Origin of the sequence: Halomonas nitroreducens, from assembly GCF_003966155.1 — a bacterium.
Taxonomy (GTDB): domain Bacteria; phylum Pseudomonadota; class Gammaproteobacteria; order Pseudomonadales; family Halomonadaceae; genus Halomonas; species Halomonas nitroreducens.
Map to the genome: position 1 here is coordinate 154,317 of NZ_RXNS01000010.1, position 20,586 is coordinate 174,902.

At 54.4% G+C, this 20,586-nt stretch carries 14 protein-coding genes and 2 pseudogenes; 4 read left to right on the plus strand and 12 right to left on the minus strand.

The annotated features are described in order from the left end of the window. Window positions 1-35: 35 nt before the first annotated feature. Window positions 36-2,084: an ABC transporter substrate-binding protein gene (locus tag EKG36_RS11850; RefSeq protein ID WP_126484324.1), complete on the minus strand. Its 2,049-nt coding sequence runs from the start codon at window positions 2,082-2,084 to the stop codon at window positions 36-38. 358 nt (window positions 2,085-2,442) lie between these two features. Between EKG36_RS11850 and EKG36_RS11855 the strand changes: the two genes are divergently transcribed. Next, the gene (locus EKG36_RS11855; protein WP_126484326.1) at window positions 2,443-3,822 is read left to right on the plus strand and encodes an IS1380 family transposase; all 1,380 of its coding nucleotides are present in this window, start codon (window positions 2,443-2,445) and stop codon (window positions 3,820-3,822) included. 621 nt (window positions 3,823-4,443) lie between these two features. Here the strand turns inward: EKG36_RS11855 and thrC are convergent. The 3 genes from thrC to EKG36_RS11870 form a co-directional block, all read right to left on the minus strand. After that, a complete protein-coding gene (gene thrC, locus EKG36_RS11860; RefSeq protein WP_126484328.1) occupies window positions 4,444-5,838 on the minus strand; it encodes a threonine synthase in 1,395 nt (464 codons plus the stop codon). A 172-nt stretch (window positions 5,839-6,010) separates the two neighbouring features. Next, window positions 6,011-6,622: a LysE family translocator gene (locus EKG36_RS11865; protein ID WP_126484330.1), complete on the minus strand. Its 612-nt coding sequence runs from the start codon at window positions 6,620-6,622 to the stop codon at window positions 6,011-6,013. A gap of 9 nt (window positions 6,623-6,631) precedes the next feature. Then, window positions 6,632-7,336: a B3/B4 domain-containing protein gene (locus EKG36_RS11870; RefSeq protein ID WP_126484332.1), complete on the minus strand. Its 705-nt coding sequence runs from the start codon at window positions 7,334-7,336 to the stop codon at window positions 6,632-6,634. Window positions 7,337-7,379: 43 nt separating this feature from the next. Here EKG36_RS11870 and EKG36_RS11875 point away from each other — a divergent pair, with 43 nt between their 5' ends. Continuing rightward, window positions 7,380-7,979, plus strand: a complete 600-nt coding sequence (locus EKG36_RS11875) for an XRE family transcriptional regulator (RefSeq protein WP_126484334.1) — start codon at window positions 7,380-7,382, stop codon at window positions 7,977-7,979. A gap of 120 nt (window positions 7,980-8,099) precedes the next feature. On the opposite strand, the gene nhaC is transcribed toward EKG36_RS11875, so the two are convergent. From nhaC to EKG36_RS11900, 5 genes are all read right to left on the minus strand, one after another. Beyond that, window positions 8,100-9,599 (minus strand): Na+/H+ antiporter NhaC, encoded by a 1,500-nt coding sequence (gene nhaC / locus EKG36_RS11880; protein ID WP_126484336.1) that lies wholly within the window; start codon window positions 9,597-9,599, stop codon window positions 8,100-8,102. 315 nt (window positions 9,600-9,914) lie between these two features. Further along, complete coding sequence (locus tag EKG36_RS11885; RefSeq protein ID WP_126484338.1) at window positions 9,915-11,321, minus strand: aldehyde dehydrogenase family protein; 1,407 nt, start codon at window positions 11,319-11,321, stop codon at window positions 9,915-9,917. After that, complete coding sequence (locus tag EKG36_RS11890) at window positions 11,318-12,382, minus strand: homoserine dehydrogenase (protein WP_126484340.1); 1,065 nt, start codon at window positions 12,380-12,382, stop codon at window positions 11,318-11,320. Before EKG36_RS11890 ends, EKG36_RS11885 begins: the two co-directional genes overlap by 4 nt. Before the next feature lie 172 nt (window positions 12,383-12,554). Further along, the gene (locus tag EKG36_RS11895; RefSeq protein WP_126484342.1) at window positions 12,555-12,992 is read right to left on the minus strand and encodes an Lrp/AsnC family transcriptional regulator; all 438 of its coding nucleotides are present in this window, start codon (window positions 12,990-12,992) and stop codon (window positions 12,555-12,557) included. A 300-nt stretch (window positions 12,993-13,292) separates the two neighbouring features. After that, complete coding sequence (locus EKG36_RS11900) at window positions 13,293-14,510, minus strand: trans-sulfuration enzyme family protein (RefSeq protein ID WP_126484344.1); 1,218 nt, start codon at window positions 14,508-14,510, stop codon at window positions 13,293-13,295. 872 nt (window positions 14,511-15,382) lie between these two features. Between EKG36_RS11900 and sugE the strand changes: the two genes are divergently transcribed. Then, window positions 15,383-15,703, plus strand: coding sequence for a quaternary ammonium compound efflux SMR transporter SugE (gene sugE / locus EKG36_RS11905; RefSeq protein ID WP_126484346.1), 321 nt, complete (start codon window positions 15,383-15,385; stop codon window positions 15,701-15,703). A gap of 263 nt (window positions 15,704-15,966) precedes the next feature. Here sugE and EKG36_RS21095 read toward each other — a convergent pair. The 3 genes and pseudogenes from EKG36_RS21095 to ptsJ all read right to left on the minus strand — a co-directional run. Beyond that, window positions 15,967-16,082: pseudogene (locus EKG36_RS21095) on the minus strand (IS5/IS1182 family transposase); the annotation flags it as partial. 286 nt (window positions 16,083-16,368) lie between these two features. After that, window positions 16,369-17,790 (minus strand): annotated as a pseudogene (locus EKG36_RS11910) (IS1380 family transposase). Between the two features lie 49 nt (window positions 17,791-17,839). Then, entirely contained in the window at window positions 17,840-19,132 is a 1,293-nt protein-coding gene (gene ptsJ, locus EKG36_RS11915) for a MocR-like B6 salvage transcription factor PtsJ (RefSeq protein WP_126484348.1), read from the minus strand. Between the two features lie 105 nt (window positions 19,133-19,237). On the opposite strand from ptsJ, the gene EKG36_RS11920 reads away from it, so the two are divergent. Continuing rightward, window positions 19,238-20,134 (plus strand): dihydrodipicolinate synthase family protein, encoded by an 897-nt coding sequence (locus EKG36_RS11920; RefSeq protein WP_126484350.1) that lies wholly within the window; start codon window positions 19,238-19,240, stop codon window positions 20,132-20,134. Window positions 20,135-20,586: the final 452 nt, after the last annotated feature.

The window sequence follows — 20,586 nt, forward strand, 5'->3', positions numbered from 1 at the left end:
ACCGCGCAGGGTGTCCGGGCTCGTCGGGTTGGGGATCAGTCCCGGCCTACCGGCAGGGTCTCGGGGCGCAACTCACCGAGCTGCTGATCTTCCGGCGTCCACAGACGCTCACGGATGAGGGCGTCCTCGGCCCACTGGTAGGTGCGGATCGGGGTGCCCGCCGGCACGTTCTTCAGGCGCTTGTTGACGATCAGGGCACCCGGCGCGCTGGTCAGACCGATCTGGTAGAGGTTCTCTGTGAACACCCGGTTGAACTCGCCGATCAGCGCCGCCTGACGCTCGCCGTCGGTCTCGCGCTGATAGGTAGTCATCAGCTCGGCCAGGCGTTGCTCGAAAGGCATCAGCTCGCGCGGGAACTCGTCACTGCCCAGATGCCACACCGGGGTTCCCTCATGGAGGGGCGCGAAGATATCGCCGGTCTGGATCGGCACGATGTGGTCGTCGGCGCGACGGATCAGCATGTCGAACTGGGCGCTGCCCTCGCGGTTGTCGAAGGCGGTACCGCTCATCGGCCGCGGGATCAGGCGAATGCCGATGTCACGGAACATGGCGACCAGCCCCTCGGCCAGGGTCACGTCGGTGGGATACTCGTTGACAATCTGAAGGGTGATCTCCAGGTCCTCGCCGGCCATGGGACCCTCGGTCCAGTTACGCAGTCCGGAGCCGTCGGTATCCTTCAGTCCCAGGTCGTCGAGCAAGGCGTTGGCCAGTTCCGGATCGTAGCCGTAGAAGACCACCGAATCGGCGTCCACCGCGGGGCCTTCCGGGAAGACGCCTCCGGCAAAGGCATGCGTGAAGGGGCCGCGCACCAGCGACTGGCCCAGCGCCTGGCGGTCGATGGCGTGACTGAGTGCCTGGCGGAACGTCAGCTGGCGGTTGAGCTGACGGATGGCACGTTGACGGTCGTCGTCGGTGCCCATCTCCTCGGCCAGGTTGAGGTCAAGGGACCAACCCACGGTGCGGGGGCCGAACTCCAGTCGGGCCGGGGCCTCCTCGGCATGGGCGCGCTGCAGGGCGCTGACGTAGTTGGCCGGATTCTCCATGTTGGAGAAGTCGGCGCTGCCAGCCACCGCCTGCACCGTGCGATCCGACCAAGTGGTCAGCTTAAACTGCATCTCGTCGACATAGGGCAACTGGTTGCCGGCACTGTCGACCTTCCAGTAGTAGGGGTTGCGACGCATCAGCACCAGCTCGTCGCTGCGGTACTCGGTGGGTACCCAAGCGCCCATGGTAGGAATCGGCAACTCGTCGACGGGCAAGGCGTTGACGTAGTCATTGTAGCTGTTTGCCTCGTTGTAGCGCGGGTGGTGTTCCTTGAGCACATGGGCCGGCCCCGGACAGAACGAGAAGAAGGCCATCTGGAACAGCACCTGGGCGGAGGCGGGATCCTGGAAGGTCCAGCGCACGGTATGCTCGTCCACCACCTCGAGGGTCGTGCCCTCACCATAGGTCCCTGGCGAGGCGAAAGTGGCAACATTGGGATCGAGGACGTTGTCTTCCCAGTAAAACCTGACGTCTTCGCTGGTGAAGGGAGCCCCGTCGGACCAGTGCGCCCCCTCGACCAGGTGCATGGTCAGTTGGCGGCCGTCCTCGGACCACTCCCAACGGCGTGCTAGGTTGGGCAGGGGCTCCTGTTCGTCCGGCGGCAACATGAACAGCGGGCCGGTGCGGGTCAGGCATTCGGCGACGGTGTAGCTGATCCCCCCCCAGCCCTGGGTCTGGCCGGCTGCCCAGTTCCAGCCCTCCGGGCGGCCGCCGATCACGTGACGCAACACGCCGCCGTAGACGCCGATGCCGTCGGGCATGCCGGCCTTTTCGAAGACCAGCGGTTCGGCGGGCAATCGCTCCTCCACGGGCGGCAGCACGCCCTTCTCGACCTTCTCGCGGACCCAGGCGGGTTCCTGGTATTGCTCCAGCGCCCGGAAATCGAACAGCCGGTCGCGGGGCAGGGTCTGGACCTGGCCCCGGGCCTCGAACTCGGGGGCAGGCGGCAGGCTGGTTGGGTTGGCATCGGCGGCGATGGCGGCCTGGGAGGCCATCAGCAGGCCAACGGCAAGGGGCGTAAGGCGAAAGACATGAGTCATGGCAGGGTCCTCCTTGTCACCTTATTGTTATGGAGACTGTCGTGCGGGTATCGACGCAGACTAGGTGACCCTGAAAGGGGCGGCTTCTCGCTTTTTGTCTGACAATTCCGGAAAACTCAGAAAACTGACGCGAACGTGACTAAAGTCTAGTACTGATGCTCCGACAATATCGCTGGCTGCACAAGGCCGAAATGACACCTTGAGATGCCATACAGCGAAGCTGTGCTGATGGCCTCACTCACGTAGCGTTGAGCCCGGCTTATCCATGAGACCGGCCTGAAAACGAAGATAGCGGATGGTATTCTCTTGAGAAATCAGAACGTTCCGGCAAGAACCTGATTCCAGAGGACCATCCGCTATGCGTGAAAGCGTATCTCCCTGGATTCCGTCCTGCAACGGGTCCATCCGCGTTGAGCTCGACGGCCAGCGCACCACCAGCGACAGCGGCGCTCTGCTGCTGCGTGAAGCCCTCGACAACAGCGGCGTGATCAATGCGCTGGAGGACAATCTGGTCGATCGGCGCCACCCGCTGCGAATCCGCCATTCGCTGGCTAGTCAGCTGCGCACCCTGGTGCTGCAGCGCTCGATGGGCTGGATCGACCTCAGCGATACCGACACGTTGCGTCGTGACCCGCTCTGGCAGCTGGCCTGCAGCGATGCTCGCGGGACGACGCCATTGGCGCAGGACCGACCGTCTCAAGCCACGCTGTCGCGGCTGCTGACCTGCCTCGGGCGCAACGACAACATCGATGCCGTGCACGAAGGCCTGCTGCGACTGGTGGTCTGGCGTCTGACCTCGTTGAAGCATGGCGAACGCCCCGAGCAGCTGACCCTGGACATTGACGGCCTGCCGATCGAGGTCCATGGACACCAGGGCGGTTCGGCGTTTCATGGTCTTTACGGTGTACGGATCTACTCGCCGCTGGTCGCCTCGCTGGCCGAAACCGGCGACATGGTGGGTGGCCTGCTGCGCGAAGGGAACGCCGGCCCGGCCGAGAACGCCGACACCTGGATCCCGCATCTGGTACGGCGACTCAACGAGAGCACCGGGGCCCAGGTGCGGGTGCGCATCGATGCCGGTTTCACCGACAACGACACGCTGGAAGCCCTGGAAGATCGCAGCATCGAGTATCTGGGCCGGCTGCGCAGTCACTCGGGGCTTCAGAAGCTGGCGGCGCCGTACCTGAAGCGGCCGCGAGGCCGCCCACCCGAGCAGCCTCGGGAGTGGTACCACGACCTTGAGTACCAAGCCGGTTCCTGGCCGGCGCCGCGACGCGTAGTGCTGGTGGTGCAGGAACGCCCCGATGATCTGCTGCTGCATGCCTTCTTCCTGGTCACCAACCTCGGCAAGTTCGACTGGCCGCCGGAGCAGGTCTTGGCGCTCTACCGCAAGCGCGGCAGCGCCGAGGCACACATGGGCGAGGTGAAGTCGGCGCTCGACGTACACCTCTCATCGACGGATCGGGGCGCCTCCACCGTCCAGGACGTGATGGCTCGCAACGAGGTAAGTCTGCTGCTGAGTCTCTACGCCTACCAGGTCCTGCATGGGCTGCGGCGCTTGCTGGAGAGCCGCACGCACCAGGGGTGGAGTCTCATGCGCATGCGTGAGCAGGTGCTCAAGGTGGCGGCGACGTTGTCGGTGCACGCCCCGCGCATCACTGTTCACCTCGGCGATGCCGCCGACAAATGGTGGCGCACCTTACTGAAGGGGCTGCCGGGGTTGACACCCCTGGCCTGATCCCCGGCGTCACCACGACCCACGCAGCAGGCAAGGCGGCCACCACGATGGTCGGCGATCACGGCTGCTCTGATGGCCGGAATCAATTCCTGAGGATTATAAAAACGTGAGGAGAAAGCTCTTTCAGGGTATATGGCAGCAAATTCTCACGTCGCAAATGCTGCTCCTTAGGGCCGGTGCCGGCAACTCGCCTCTTCACGCTGCTCGATCAGCGACCTCATGAATGAAACGGGTTCAAGCTATCGAGATAGAGGGCATCAGGGGGCATAATCTAGCTCCCAGGCTATAACGCCTCAGGCTCTGTGGATGCTCACCCTGATGCCAGAGCCTGCTGGTAGCTAATCAACAGCCCCCGGAGAGACACAAGGATACCAATCTCCCTGCTAATCTAGCGCTGTCTGATGGCCAAGTCATAGTAGGTGTGGGGCTAGTATTATTGGGTCTGGGTCAGCTGTCGGTATCTCATGCCCTGCTTCACTTTGGACGCTAAAGCAGGGGATACCGGCTCTTCCCCTCCTGCTTTCATCGGGTGGTCCAAATCACTGCGGTTATTCTATGAGTCCAGGACACACAAATGATATGTGTACCATCCACCCCCCATTATTCTCCTTAGCTTCATACTTATTTATTCAGAGATTTCAAAATATAATGGTGCACTGCTCTCAATTCGTTGGGCAACAACTTCATGCGCTCCTCTCGCTCGAACAGGTCCATCATGTGGGAAGGCAACTTAATCTGATTGCTTGGTAGAGCACTAGCCACCGCCTCAGGAAATTTCGCTGGATGAGCTGTAGAAAGGCAAACCATCGGCTGCTCCATAGACCTTCGCACCTGGCGAGCGGCCTCAACCCCAATCGCAGTGTGGGGATCAAGCAGATAACTGCAGGAGTCATGCATTCCGCGAATCACCTCCAAAGTTCGCCTGTCATCCACCCTATAAGAGGTAAATACTTCTCTTGCCTTCCCCAAGGCCGTTTCACTTAAGTGCATAGGAGACTTTTGATCCTCTAGCAACTCTGACACAGCACTACCATTCTTACCGTATAGGTCAAATAGCAGTCGCTCGAAGTTACTGGACACCATTATGTCCATGCTTGGTGAAAGGCTGCGCACAAGTGGCCTAGGCGTATGATCATTCTCACTAATGCAGCGGTGCAAAATATCATTGGCGTTAGTAGCAATTACCAATTGGTCAATAGGCAGCCCCATCTCACGCGCCAGGTAGCCAGCGAAGATATCTCCAAAATTTCCAGTGGGCACTGAAAAATTTACCGTTTTAGCTGGTGCACCTAGCCGCAGCGCAGCATAGAAATAGTAGACAATTTGCGCCATAATGCGCGCCCAGTTGATAGAGTTGACTGCTACCAGACGACGCCCATCAGGGAGGAAGGTCTGGTCAGCAAAGCTGGCCTTAACTATATTCTGGCAATCGTCGAAATTTCCCTCCAAAGCTATATTAAATACATTGTCTGACAGCACAGTGGCCATTTGTCGACGCTGGACTTCGGAAATTCGATTGTGTGGATGCAGGATAAATATATCTATATTCTTGCAATGTCGGCACCCCTCAATTGCAGCAGAACCTGTGTCACCAGAAGTAGCCCCCATCACGACCATCCGCTCGTCGCGCTTCTTAAGTAAATGATCGAATAGCTGGCCAAGAAATTGCAAGGCGAAATCCTTGAACGCCACCGTTGGTCCATGAAATAGTTCTAGGATCCACTCATTGGTGCCAGTCTGCACCAATGGTGCCATAGCGCTATGACGAAACCCCGCGTAAGAGCGCTCGATAATGCATTTCAACTCTTCATTAGTTAAAGCATCACCAACAAAGGGACGAATAATACGAAAGGCTAGAGTGCAGTAATCAAGCCCTGCCATTTCTTCAATTTCTTTTCGAGAGAATGAAGGCAGCTGTTCAGGGACATAAAGGCCGCCATCACTAGCAAGGCCAGCCAATACTGTGTCAGTAAAATTTAGAGCTGGTGCGACACCGCGCGTGCTTATGAATTTCATATCATTTCCTCCAAAAGACTTATGGTTTTCAAGCTCATTATTTCAAACGCTTTACTTTGAAACACCTTGACCATAACGACCCAATTTAGAGCTATTGAATAGCAGGGCTCGATATTTAAAGGACCCATCTAAATTATTATAATGAATGGCGAGCCAAGCCTCAAAAAAACTATCAGTCCCGGGCAGCTACCAAAAAACCTAATACCAACATTACAACTCCAGACACCTTGGTAAGCAAACGCCCCGTTGAAACCTTAGAATTACTCACGTTAGCAATATTGCTTGACGCAAAAACGGCGGCAACATCTACCATGCTATTCAGCAAGACATAAATAGTGCCAAGCATGACAAACTGAGGAGCCACAGCATACTGATCAGAGATAAATTGGGGTAGGAATGCCAGAAAAAACATGGCAGTCTTTACATTGAGAAGCTCAACTATAAGACCATCCATCAAAGCACTACGACCACCAAATTTATAAACACAAGACGTCCGCGTAGACTCACCTCTTGACAGCAGGATCTTGATACCAAGATATACCAAGTAAGCGACCCCAAGATACTTCACTATACTAAAAGCCAAGGCAGACTTAGCAATTACCCATGACAAGCCTAATGCTGCAGCCAGCACATGAATTAAGCCACCAACAGCAGCACCCAACGTAGACGTAATACCTTCAACTTTGCCACCAGAAACGGTGCGTGCAATGATATAGACAACGCCAGGACCAGGAGTAATAGCCAACAATGTTGCCGCAACTAAAAATGTAGCGGTTGGAAACATGACCGCATCCTATATCGATGATTGACACTTGAAATCAACCAGCTTCGAGTCGATGGCTGCTGTTGGCATCATGCAACGCAGCCCTTTAACAAGCTGCTCACCAGCATCATGCAGCGATTCAAGCGGCATGGCCGGAAGGCTCTCCAGGATAAACCACATCTTGTCTGCATCAGTACTCAGACGAGTTCTTGTGCCTTGTCGCCAATTCCAGCGCCGACAGGTCACTCCGATATCGTCCCTCCAGACTATCTCTCCCGCTTTTGGAGACTCTTCAACCACTACTCCATTCTTCATGGTATCGAATGATTCCGTGCCATCCGCAATCACCAGTCTGGGCTCACCTACATAGGCCACTATATTTTCGCCCCCCACTGGTACGGCATACTCGATGCTGACAGCGTTATACAGATCAACTATAGGGTCGATGCTCGGCAGGGAGCCATCACGTAAGACTCTCTTGCGTAAGGCGGCGGCAGAGCAGGGTGTGCGCTGCGGCTTAGCACCGAAGGCCCTAAACACCTCAGCCCAAGCTGACAAGTGAGGTTCCGACCAAGCCACATCCCCCGTGGTCAGTGCCCGGCAGGCACGCGACAAGGCTTCAGCTGCAACACCTGTGTCGACAACCTCTGCAGCCTCCACACTGATGCTCAGTGCGCGAAAACCCGGCGCGATACTGGCTATCCTAGGATCCATTGACGGAAGAACAGCAAACATTGGAAAATCTCCTAATGACCATTTCACAACATGATAGTGACCGATGACCAAAAAAGTCAATATACTGACCAGCCCAGGTGCCGATGCGCAATCTGTTAGCCTGGCCATCGCCTCCAAGCTCAAAGCGCATAGGAAAGATCAGAAGCTATCACTTGACGAGCTCGCCCGTCGTGCGGGGATCAGCAAGGGAATGCTGGTTGAAATGGAAAAAGGGCTCGCCAATCCCAGTATCGCAATCTTGTGCAAGGTGGCCACATCACTCGGGATATCAGTGGCCGATGTTGTCAATGTCACCAGTGCTCCTCCAGTGCACCTGATTGAGGACAAGGACATTCCCACCCTGTGGACAGGCCCAAAAGGGGGAATAGCCCGATTGCTTGCAGGAGCGAGCGGCCCCAACATGATTGAGCTTTGGCGCTGGGAAATACAGCCGGGAGAGAAGTTTGAGTCACCTGGCCACCCTAATGGTACCATCGAGCTATTGTATGTGGAGCAAGGAGAGCTGGCCCTCAAAGTGGCTGATGATGAATTAACCATTTCTTCTGGGTGCTCAGCCGTGGCCAGAACGGATGTACCGCACTACTATGCCAACAAAGGGTTACCTAAGCTCATCTTCACGATGACTGTTGTAGAACTACACTAACAATTTCCCGCATCAGTATACTGTATCAGTGCCAGCACAACTATATAATCTTTAAGAACACCATGAGCCGTTAGAGTTACCCCGCCCATAAGGCGGGGCAATCAAGTCAATGGCTTAATCTCAGCCGACGCGAGCACCTAACGGAGTATTCTCAAACCTAGCAGACGGTTTGATACGGACAATACGGATCCCAAAAAAGGCATACGTGATAGCTAAGCCAACATTGATCAGGTTGAAGAAGACGAAGGGTAAGTAGCTCAGGGTTGCCACGCCCAAAGTAGCCGCCATATAGGCTCCACAGCTGTTCCAGGGAATCAAGGGCGAGGTGATTGTGCCACCATCCTCAGTCGCCCGAGACAGATTCACTGAAGCTAGGTTACGGCGCTGGAACTCTGCCTTGTACATACGACCCGGTAAAGTTACTGAGAGATACTGATCGCCAGTGACTAAGTTGGAGACAAAACAGGTCGCTATGCAGCGGATTACCAAGGAGCCTGCAGTGCTAGCACCAGCCACAAGACTGGCCACCAAACGATCAAGCATCCCCAAGCGTTCAATAACACCTCCAAACGCCATAGCCGAAATCACCAGCCACAGCGTGGTCAGCATACTGCTCATGCCTCCCTTGCTCAGCAGTGCATCAATAGAGGCATTACCGGAGTCTGATACATAGCCATCAAACAGCACTGTCCATACGCCTTTGACTAAGGCCTCCAAAGTGGGAATTGAGTCACTTCCAAGGAACTGAAATACTGCTTCCTGCTGATACAGAACAGCAAAGATAACTCCGACACCTGCACCGATTGATACAGCAGGCAAGGCAGGCATCCGAGCCACAGACAATCCGAGCAAGACCAAAACAGGGATCAGCAGATGAGGTCCTAGGTTAAACTGAGAGGCTAAGCCTTCGCGCATGGCTGTAATTTGTTCCGGCGTATGCATGTCAGTGCTACTGTCAAGGCCAAGCACCAGGAAGGCAACTAGGGCCAGACCGATACTCGGTAAGGTCGTCCACATCATTTGGCGAATATGTGCGAACAGATCAGCACCCACCGCTGCAGGTGCGATATTTGTAGTATCGGACAATGGCGACATCTTGTCACCAAAATAGGCGCCAGACACAATAGCCCCTGCAGCAATCGGTAACGAAAGTCCAAAGCCTTCAGCAATACCAATTAAGCCCAAGCCAATGGTACCAGCTACCGACCAAGAGCTGCCAATACTAAGAGATACCAGGGCACACAAAAGACAGCAGGAAGCGTAGAAATAGCTAGGTGACACAAGCTCCAGACCATAGTAGATCATGGCAGGAACAGTGCCCGCGAGGATCCATATCCCAATGAGACTACCAACTGTTAGTAGAATCAGCATGGCAGGAATTGCCACATAGATGCCATCAGCAAGGCCAGCTTCAATGCTCTTCCAGCGATACCCGTTCTTAACGCCAAAGCCAGCAGCCAGCAGAGTACCAACTAGCAACACAATTTGGGCCGGCCCCCAGGCGGCATCAGCACCAAATAGCATAACCGCTGCTATCAATAGCACCACAGTAACCGACACTGGAAAAAGAGAATCAAATACCGATAATGACTTATGAGATTGCTCTATATCTTCAGTCATAAAACAGCCCTCTACATCTTGTTGTTGATTAATGAAGTACTGGGCCAGTCCTCCACCGCACCCCAAACGCCCAGAACAGACAACTTACATGCTTAAATCTTTATTTTTCTCGAACTGACCATCCTACTCTATTTGGCATCCAGACATCCGACCGCCTAGATTTCATAGAGATATTTAAAGATAGAAGTTAATACAACCCTATCGTATTCTCACCTTACCTTATATAGTAAAAGCAATGTATAATAGTGCCACTTAACTGACTATCAGCTTGTAGTAAATCGCCCACATGCGTCATAGACGTGTAGCAGCAATAGATCAAAAACGATTTATGCAGACCACTTTGGTCTGCGTCATGTCTTCAAAGGCAAAATGCACCCCTTCACGGCCAAGACTGCCGTACTTAAACCCGCCAAAAGGCATAGCATCAAAGCGATAGTCTGAACTATCGTTTACCATGACTCCGCCAGCCTCTATCTGTGAAACAGCATCAAGTGCTGTCTCAAGGCTCCCTGTAAATATTCCAGAATGAAGGCTGAAATCAATAGCATTTGCAAGGGCAATTGCCTCATCAAAAGTGTCAAACTTCTCCAGAATCACAACTGGAGCAAATGCCTCCTCACGCCACAAGGATGAATCATGTGGAACATCTATAAGAACAGTAGGAGCATAGAGTGCTGCTTGCCGCCTATGACCGGCAAGTACCCTTGCCCCTTGGTTAACAGCTTCACTGACTCGCGTCTCAGTGCGCTTGGCCGAAGCTTCTGTTATCATCGGCCCTACATCAGTTTCCTCTGAGCTAGGATCACCTAGGACAAGCCCCTCAGTTGCAGCGACGAATCGGTCACGAAAATCAGAAAAGATAGAATGATCAATCAAAATTCTCTGAGTGCCGATACAATTCTGGCCTGCAGCCCAGAAAGCACCCGATATGCAGGCCTCAACAGCTTTATCCATGTCAGAGTCAGCCATGACAATGACTGGAGCATTCCCCCCCAAATCCATAGCTAACTTCTTGAGCCCTGCAGAAGAAGAAATTGCCTCTCCAGTTTGGAACCCTCCAGTGAACGAGATCATTCTCACATCACGTTGAGAAACAAGAGCATGGCCAAGTTCAACCCCACCAACTACAGGAGTTATGACAGTATCAGGCAACCCCGCTGAAACAAGCACCTCGACTAATGATAGCGCAGATAGCGGGGTGAGCTCCGAAGGCTTCAATAAAACAGCATTGCCTCCAGCAATTGCCGGGCCCAACTTGTGTGCCACAAGATTTAGAGGATCATTGAATGGTGTAATAGCAACTATTATCCCCAGAGGCTCCCGAGTGAACCAGCCTTGTCGTTTCTCGGAGCCAGGATATGAATCAAAAGGGATTATTTTCCCCGAAGAGTGGCGAGCCTCATCAGCTGATAACTTCAGGGTATTAATGCAACGAGCCACTTCTTTACGAGCCTGACGAATGGTCTTGCCCGCTTCTTCGACAATTTGCCGGGCGAAATGCTCGGATTCATCCTCGATAATTCTAGCTGCTTGCTCAAGGATCTCAGCTCGTTTACTACGAGAAAGCTCTCGAGCAACTTGCTGGCCAAATCGCGCCCGCCCCATCAGCTCATCAATTTCATCCGCGGTAGTTTCAGAAACTGTGTCAACAAGGTGTCCATCAAAGGGACTCGTAACAGACATCAGGCCATAGCCCAGCTTCGTTTCAGAAAAGGCATTCATTCTGCATCCCCCTTTTCCGTGAAGGAGCAACGATCATGATGTAACGTAATAATGTCTGATAGGAGAGCATAAGCAGTCTCTATGCGACCAGCACCAGGCCCCGTCACTGTCACATCACCCAGTAGTTCAGTACTAAAGGTTACTGCATTTGTGGCACCTGAGATAGAGGCCAAGGGATGGGAACTTGGAAGTCGTGATGCCTTAACCTGTGCACTGACAAATCCATCTTCATCTTTCTCAGCGGAGCCGATCAGCTTCCAACGTTCTCCATGAGACACCGCATCTTCCAAATCAGCAGGTGTCAGGCCTAAAATACCACTGCAAGACACATCGTCTGGCTTCAGGTTGGCACCAAGGATCTCATTAGCCAAAATCACAACCTTCAACCGAATATCTAACCCTTCAACATCTGCCGCTGGATTAGCTTCTGCAAATCCTTTTTCCTGAGCTTCAGCCACTGCTTCGTTAAAGCTCAGCCCCATCTCCATGCGCCCTACAACATAATTGGATGTACCATTCAAGATACCTTGGAAGCCTGTAATATCGGCCCCTGCCATACTTTTTTTCGCCAATCGAATAACTGGGGTGCCACTCATAACAGCACCTTCATATTCAAAGCCGACATTCTTCTGCTGAGCAAGTTTGATCAACTCTCTTGCTGCAAGCGCTACAGGCCCCTTGTTTGTTGTCACAACACTTCGCCCAGCTTCAAAGGCCGTTCTGCAATAAGAAATCGCTGGCTCTGCAGTTTTAGGGTCTGTGAAAGTAGCTTCTACTATAATATCCGCTGGCGCCTGGCGAATTACCTCCATGCTACGGGGATCAGGACAGCCCCCATCTAGACTAGCTAACCCACCTTTCTCCATCTTGATTTTTAGCAGCTCCTCTGCATCAACACCATTCGGAGAGATCAGAGAGCCCAAGTGGAGGTCACTTACACCTACGATGTTCAATCTGAAACCCAGCTTCTTCATCCACTCATCATTGTAGTTGCGAATGAGCGACACAAGAGCACGGTTTACACCGCCAAAGCCAATGAGAGACACATTGTAGACAGCCATACCTTTTCTCCAGTTGTTTTAACTCACCATGACAGTCTACCCAGGCAGATTGCATGCAGATAGAAAGCAAATCGACCAAAAGTCATGGCAATGTGCTCACTCGCCAACTTGTTGCATCAAGTGTTATACCAAACTGGTCACCCTCCATTTTTACTACTGACCTTCAAATGCTTTACAAGGATCTTAAAGAAATGGAAGTTAAGGTATCTCGCACACCATCCATGGACGATACTTCTTTCCATATTTGGCGTATTCGTTCAGTGGATCTGGCCTCAACTCTCAAAACTATGTCAAATTCACCACTCATGACATCACAGGATACTGCCTCTGGGATTTTATTAAGAAAGAGCAGAATGTCGTTACTTCGCATCCGGTCATGTCGATATACAAAGACCAATGCCACAAGTTTCTCATCAGCACCATTGAGACCCTTTCCTTCAATGATGGTGTAACCAGCGATGAGTCCTGACGCTTCAAGACGTTCAATTCGTGTACGCACCGCATTACGGGATAGATTAATACGTGTGGCCAGCTCTGCATGGGGTAACCGAGAGTTTAGGCGCAATTCCTCTAAGATCTGGACGTCAAATTTATCTAATTCCCCCTTCATATTGAGCTCCATCTTGAGTACGACTCACATGCGTCTGAAAACATCTATAAACCAGCATTTTTCTGTGAAGGGCATCCCGAAGCATGCTTACCAACAAATACTGTTTTGAAACTACATCTCCAAAATAGCCCCAGGAACCTCAACAAACTTATTAGATTTGTCAAACTCCCACTTATATAACTGGCGATCATTACCTCCCCTTATATTGAATAACCCTTCCCCGACCAAGAACATAATTCAATAGACGGGGAAGCTTGTTTCTTTTAAAGAGGTAGACCAGATATAGGCCTCACAATTCAATCAGAAACATCTATCAAGGTCAGAACAAATATCCTCAGCATGCTCCAACCCAACAGACAGCCGGAAAACCCCCTTTCCCATCAACTCATGAAACCGTTCTTCAGCCTGCCCAGTGTGTCGAAATGTTGACTTAAGAATATCCTCTGTTCCAATCCAGTAGATCAAGCTTCTATGATGCCCAAGAGACACAGCAAAATGCACATGCTCCAATTTTTCAATCATACGGGATGCAATTTTTTCACCATCCTCGTGAGTCTGAAATGCAATCATCCCTGAAAAGTTATTCATTTGTTGACATGCAAGATCATGCTGCGGATGGGATGGCAACCCAGGGTAATAAACGCGCTTAATTGCAGGGTTTTTCTCCAGCCACTTTGCTACAGCCATGGCTTGCTCTTGGTGAGCCCGCATCCGGATGGGTAGAGTTGCGGCACCCCGCATGATCAACCAAGCGTTAAATGGTGACATGACACCGCCAAAATGCACTGTAGCTTCCAGATTAAGCGCATCAAGATCAGCTTTTCTCCCTAACACTACACCCCCCATGGCATCGCCATGCCCCCCTATATACTTGGTCAGCGAGTGAACAACAAAATCGGCACCAAGCTCAATTGGATGAGTTCCGATTGGTGTAGCAAAGGTTGAATCAACAACAATATCGCGAACACCTTTCCCATGAGCACAACTTGCCAGCTGACGTATATCTGCTAACTGTAAGGTTGGATTACAGGGAGTTTCAAGCCACAACATCTTTGTTTCAGGCCGTATCGCAGCAGAGACAGCCTCCAATGAGGTCGTATCAGCGAAGCTCACTTCTATTCCAAAGCGAGGCAGGCTATCACGCAGGAACTCAGCAGTTCCTGCATAGTTATTTTCAGGAAAAATGGCATGATCACCTGAACTCAGGCGCCCCATGATCAGTGCATGGGAAGCCGCAATACCTGAGGCAAAGCAACGTGCATCCTCAGAACCTTCTAAGGCGCAAAGTTTCTCTTCAAGCTGGCGCACTGTTGGATTGCCAGATCGCGTATAGATGTAACCTGCCGACTCGTCCTCATCAAGAGCGGAAAAACCTGTCAACTCCCGGGGAACAAATGTCGAAGACATCACCAAGTTAGGTGAAGAAGCCTGCGTCTCTGGATCAACAAATTCTCCACCATGGATTGCAAGGGTCTCAACCTGTAAGTTTTCACCATACTTCTCTTTCGTGCTTTGCATCTTATCCTCCTTATTCAATCATACTAAATAAAAATCGAGTTTAGCCCTTCTTCATATTGGTGCTCAGATCATTGTTCAGCTACTGAGTCAGAGTTACCCATTGGTACTGTGGTGCTTTCGACGGATGTAATGGAGCACTTTCCTCCAGACCTAGACAAAATATAGCCCTAGGGAAATTCTCCTTAATTATCTAACAGCTCCACAAAGCTAATCTTAATATCATAAATAAATTTTGATCTTATCAGTCATGAGTATCTCACTGCTCACGTTACTCGCCGGCTGGTAAGTAAGCGCTATGTGGGCCGGCGATTTCAAACGGCCGTATGAATTAGGTGTGGGTGATTGACACCGCATGGGAAGCATTGGACAATCCTCTCATCGACCGTTTCGTACCAATATAGTGACCGATGGGCAGGAATGTCAATATCCCGATCGGCTCTGGCAGAGATGGACCGATCGCAAGCCAGCGGCTTGACGGCAGGCTTAGGGAACATAGGACACAGATGGAGGTGCTCCATCAGCCTGTAGGCAATATCAAGGAGGTGCTGATCGATCATGAAATCAAGACAGAACCACTCCCTGACCTGCAGACAGTACTCAGAGTGCCGGTGCCTAGCATCACGGATGCTTCGTCAGTTTCAAGGTACAGAGCCAAGTGAGCCCCATGATCGAGCTTTGACACTGGGAGATACAGCCGGGAGATCAGTCCAATGCGCCGAATACTAAAAGTTTATTTTAATTTAGAAGAAAGTAAGTAATGGGCTGCCTATTAAATCCAGCCTAGTACTTTACCTTTCTTTTAAAAACCTGGGCACAGCCCAGTAGGCACTAATCTTCCAGGGTTTCCCCTGATTTTTACACAGGAGTCATTTATGAGCACTGCATGGATTATCCTTTTCATTGCTGGCCTTCTAGAAGCAGGGTGGGCACTTGGCCTTAAAGCTTCCAATGGCTTCAGCCGTCCTTTGACTAGTTTATTTACTGTTCTCGCCATGATTTTGAGCTTCTACCTACTAGCTCAAGCGATGAAATCGCTGCCTGTTGGAACTGCCTATGCAATATGGGTTGGCATTGGAGCGATAGGCACTGTACTACTTGGAATCTTTTTTTATGGCGATAGCGCAAACCCTCTCCGATTGGCCAGCTTGACACTTATACTTACTGGATTGGTGGGACTAAAGCTTGCCAGCTAATTTATTATAGGGCCTTAGTTGAGGCCCTCATTATCTAAATTTTTCATAAAAATGATCAAAAATTCATTTTTTCCTCATGTTTATTCACTCCCTTGGATACCTGGGAACCACTCATCAATTCGTCGCTGTGTAGCTGATACGCTCAGCACGGCCAGCTCAATGGAGCAGCGGTCTTTTCCTGACCCGTTCGGGCAACTTGTCTGCCCTGCCAGCCGGATAATCCGGCTGGCAGGGCAGATTCAAGGCGCACTGGCCCCGCCAACTTAGCCCTCACAACGTGTCGCCAGCACCAGATTGGTCAGTACGAACAGGCTGAATAACTTTGCTGCACCTGGTTCTTAGCCAGCCCCTTGTAGCGCACCTTCCGGTAGCCGAAGAGCATCAGTAACAGTCAGTGCTGATAGGCCATGCCTGCCTTCTAGGCATCATCCCGCCTCATTAATCAGGGTGTCGAGCGAGAGTCTTGTACCAAGTGGTTCCCGTTAACGACTTACCTCAACACGATCGAGTTGCCTGATGGCCGACAGGCTTATTCCCAATCTGGCCTGTGATTACCATTTTTATCGCATTTTGGAATCGAACCTGAGCCGAGAAGCAGCCGTCTTCGTCGCCCAAGGGACTCCGCCGATCGTGGTGCTGCGCTGGTGGTCAGTCGCCTCGCGGTGTCAGGCCAGGGGTGTCAACCCCGGCAGCCCCTTCAGTAAGGTGCGCCACCATTTGTCGGCGGCATCGCCGAGGTGAACAGTGATGCGCGGGGCGTGCACCGACAACGTCGCCGCCACCTTGAGCACCTGCTCGCGGATCCGCGTCAGGCTCCACCCCTGCCGAGTCTGTATCTCCAGCAGTCGACGCAGTCCATGCAGCACCTCATAGGCGTAGGGGCTCAGCAACAGGCTCACCTCGTTGTGGGCCATCACTTGCTGAAGGGTCGAAGCGCCTCGATCCGTCGATGAAAGATGCACATCGAGCGCCGACTTAACCTCGCCCATGTGGGCTTCGGCCTTTCCACGTTGGAGGTACAGGACCAGCACGCTCGCCGGCGGATAATTGAACTGACTGAGGTTGGTCACCAAGAAGAAGCTGGGCAGCAGCAGATCGTCAGGGCGTTCCGCACCACCAGCACCACACGACGCGGTGCCGGCCTGATACGTCAGGTCGTAACACCTCTCCCGTGGTGTCTCGGGCCGGTGGCCCTGCGGCCGCCGGAGGTAAGGCGCAGCCTTCGCCTACAGGCCGGAGTGGCTGCGCAGGCGTCCCAAGTATTCGATGCCGCGAGCCTCCATGGTTTCCATGCGTGTCGTTGTCGGTGAAGCCGACATCCAGGCGAACCCAGATTTCGGCGCCGAGCCCCTCGTTAAGCCGCCGCACCAGGTGCGGAATCCAGGTGTCGGCGTTCTCGGCGGGCCCGACATTGCCCGCTCGCAGCAGGCCGCCCAGCATGTCGCCGGTTTCAGCCAACGAGGCGATCAGCGGCGAGTAGATGCGCGCCCCTACATGGCCGTGAAAGGCCGAACCGCCCTGATGGCCGATCACCTCGATGGGCAGGCCATCGATATCCAGCGTCAGGCGCCTCGGCCGTTCACCGCGAGGTCAATCGCCAGATCGCCAGCCGCAGCAGGCCCTCATGCAGCACATCGATGTTGTCGTCGCAGCCCAGGCACATCTACAACCGCGACAGGGTGGCCAAAGACGGCCGCTCCTGCGCCAATGGCGTCATCCCGCGCGCATCGCTGCAGGCCAGCTGCCAGAGCGGAACGTAACGCAGCGTGGCAGTATCGCTCAGGTCGATCTAGCCCATAGCCCGCTGCAGCACCAAGGTGCGGAGCTGACTGGCCAGCGAGTGGCGAACGCGAAGCGGATCACGTGGATCGACCAGGTTCCTCGAGGGCAGGCATGACGCCGCTGTTGTTGAGAGCTTCACGCAGCAGCAGAGCGCCGCTATCGCTGTTGGTGCGATGGCCTGGCAGCTCGACGCGGACAGAGCCATTGAAGGAGGGCCTCATGGGGGATACCCTTTCACCCATAGCGGATGGTCCTCCGGAATCAGACTCTTGGCGGAACTCTCTAATTCTACAAGAGAAACTCATCCGCTATCTTCGTATTCGGGCCTCCTTTATGAATATCCCAGGCTCATGGTCACACGCTCAATTTCAGATCTTCAGCAAAGTGTTGCGCCTGGCCTTCCTGTAGCTTGGACACCGTAACCCGGATTGCCTGAGCCCGACCTTGCACCTCGAAAGCACTGCCTAACCGAACCAGCCAGCCTTTCTTGGCGAGTGCGTAGGCCACATCTTTCGCGTCCTTGGGTAGCGGCACCCATACATTGAAACCACCTGTGACAGGGGGCACTTCGATTCCATGGGCTTGCAAGGCGGTGCGCAACTCGGTGCGGCGGCGTGCGTACTCGCTACGTGCCTTGTCGAGTCGCTTACGGACATCCTTGGAAGCCAAGCAGACGCCCACGAGTGCCTGGAGAATGTGGCTGACCCACGTCATACCAGGAGCCAGGCGGGTCCGCAGCCGATCCGCCGTTGCCGGATCGCAGGCCACGAAGGCCAGGCGCAGGTCCGGCCCCAAGCCTTTGGAGACAGAGCGTATCAGCGCCCAGCGGGACGTTGTGGCCGGAATGATGGAGTGATACGGCGTCTCGGCCAACAGGGCAAAGTGGTCATCAACGATGATCAGCACATTCGGATGCGCCGCGAGAATTCGCTTCAGTGCGTCCGCGCGACGCTTGGATAGGCTGCATCCCGTCGGATTGTGAACGCGCGGCGTGATCAGTACCGCCCGCACCCCCTTATCCAAAGCCGCCTCCAGTGCCTCCGGGCACATTCCCTCGTCGTCGATTTCGACGCCCACCGTCTGCATGCCGGCCAAGCGCAGCGCATTGATGGTGCCCAGGAAGCAGGGATCTTCCACAGCCACTGGGTCGCCGGGCACCAGATGCGCAGCCGCCAGGCGCTCGATGGCGTCTACGGCGCCATGCGTCACCTCCAGCTCGTGAGCAGACGGGCAGTCCGGCTCAAACCAATCGTGCCCCCACTGGCGCAGTTCGGGAAGGATCGTGTCTTCACCATACAGAAATGGCCTGGGGAGGCCTCCGGCGAGCAACGCCTGCGGCTCGGGCAACCATTGCGGATCCGGGTTGCCGTGGGCGAGATCGATCAACGCTGTTTCGGTGCTCAATCCTTCCTGTTCGCCTGCCTGGGGCGGTGCGAAGATGGTCGTGCCCAGGCGCCCCCGCGTGACGGCGATGCCCACTTTCGCCAGACGCTGGTAAGCCGCCGCGACTGTGTTGCGGTTCACCTCGAGCGTCTCCGCCAGTTCACGCACGGGCGGTAGTGAATCGCCGGGCAGCAGGTCGTCATTCTGCACCAGTGCGCGGATGCAGTCGGAAATTTCCTGTGCGGTCTTGCCGATGATCTTCACTTTTGTCCTATGACTAAATATGTTTCAACCTAAGACAATGTTACCCTAGGCCCAGAAAAAGAAAAATAGCGGCCTTCACCGTCATTGACACGAGGACAACTGACCATGTTTTCCGGCCTCAGCGCGTTTCCCTTGACCCCCATGAACGAGAGCGGCATCGACGAGGCGGCATTCGTCAGACTGGTCAAGCGTCTGGTTGATGCTAACGTTGATTCCATCGGTGCCCTGGGATCGACTGGCAGCTATGCCTATCTCACGAGAGCCGAACGGGCGCGAGTTGCGCAACTAGCGGTGGAGCACGCCGGCAACGTGCCGGTGATGGTCGGCATCAGCGCCTTGCGCACGCGCGATGTGTTGACCCTGGCCGAAGACGCGCAGAAAGCAGGGGCAAGCGCGGTGCTGCTGGCCCCGATGTCGTACCAGAAGCTCTCTACCGAGGAAGTCTTTGAGCTCTACAAAACCGTGACCTCCTCCTTATCCGTACCGCTATGCGTGTACGACAACCCCGGCACAACGCACTTTGAGTTTAGCGACGAACTGTATGGCCGTATCGCTCAGCTTCCGAACGTGCGTTCCATCAAGATCCCCGGTGTTCCGACGGACCCAGAAGCGGCCAAGGCGCATGTCGCGCGCCTGCGCGCCCTGATTCCGTCACACGTGACACTCGGCGTCAGCGGAGATGCCTTGGCTGCAATGGGGCTGAATGCGGGATGCGAGGCCTGGTATTCGGTGATCGGCGGCTTGTTCCCTAGGACGGCGCTGGCCATCACCCGTGCTGCCCTGGCTGGCGATGCTCAAGCAGCCACGCGCCTGTCCGAACGACTGCAACCGCTGTGGGCGCTGTTTGGCCAGCACGGTGGCAGCCTGCGTGTCGTCGCGGCCGCTGCGGAGCTGCGGGGCCTGGTAGAACATCCCACCCTGCCGCTGCCGCTCAAGGCATTGGACGGGGCCGCCGACCGGCAACGGCTTGCCGTACTACTTGACGAGCTTGAACTAGCCTAATGAGCCGCATTGTGCGGGCCTGTTATCGGTGAGGTGGGGGGCATTGGAACGAAGTGTCGCTTCCGTGGAGACGGCGAGCCGGAACGCCGACCGGCGGTCCGGTCTGGTCCGCTATGTCATGGCCGCCGCATTGGCACGCACGGCCGACGGTGGCGCCGTGGTTGCCATCGTACTGCTGGTCACGACGCAGGGGGGAAGCGGAGGTCTGGCCGGCCTGTTGGGGGCCTGCATCACTGCGCCGCACCTGCTGGGCCCTTTCGTCGCACGCCGTATCGACCTGGCCGACGATGGCCGCAAGGTCATCGCTTTCGCCTGTGTCCTCTATTCGATCGCCCTGGCGGCAGCGGTCTCCAGCTATGGCCTGGCCCCGGCCGTCCTCACCGGCCTGCTGCTCTCGGTTTCGGGCTGCTGCGGTCCATTGCTGACGGGCGGTATCAGCAGAGCCAGCGTCG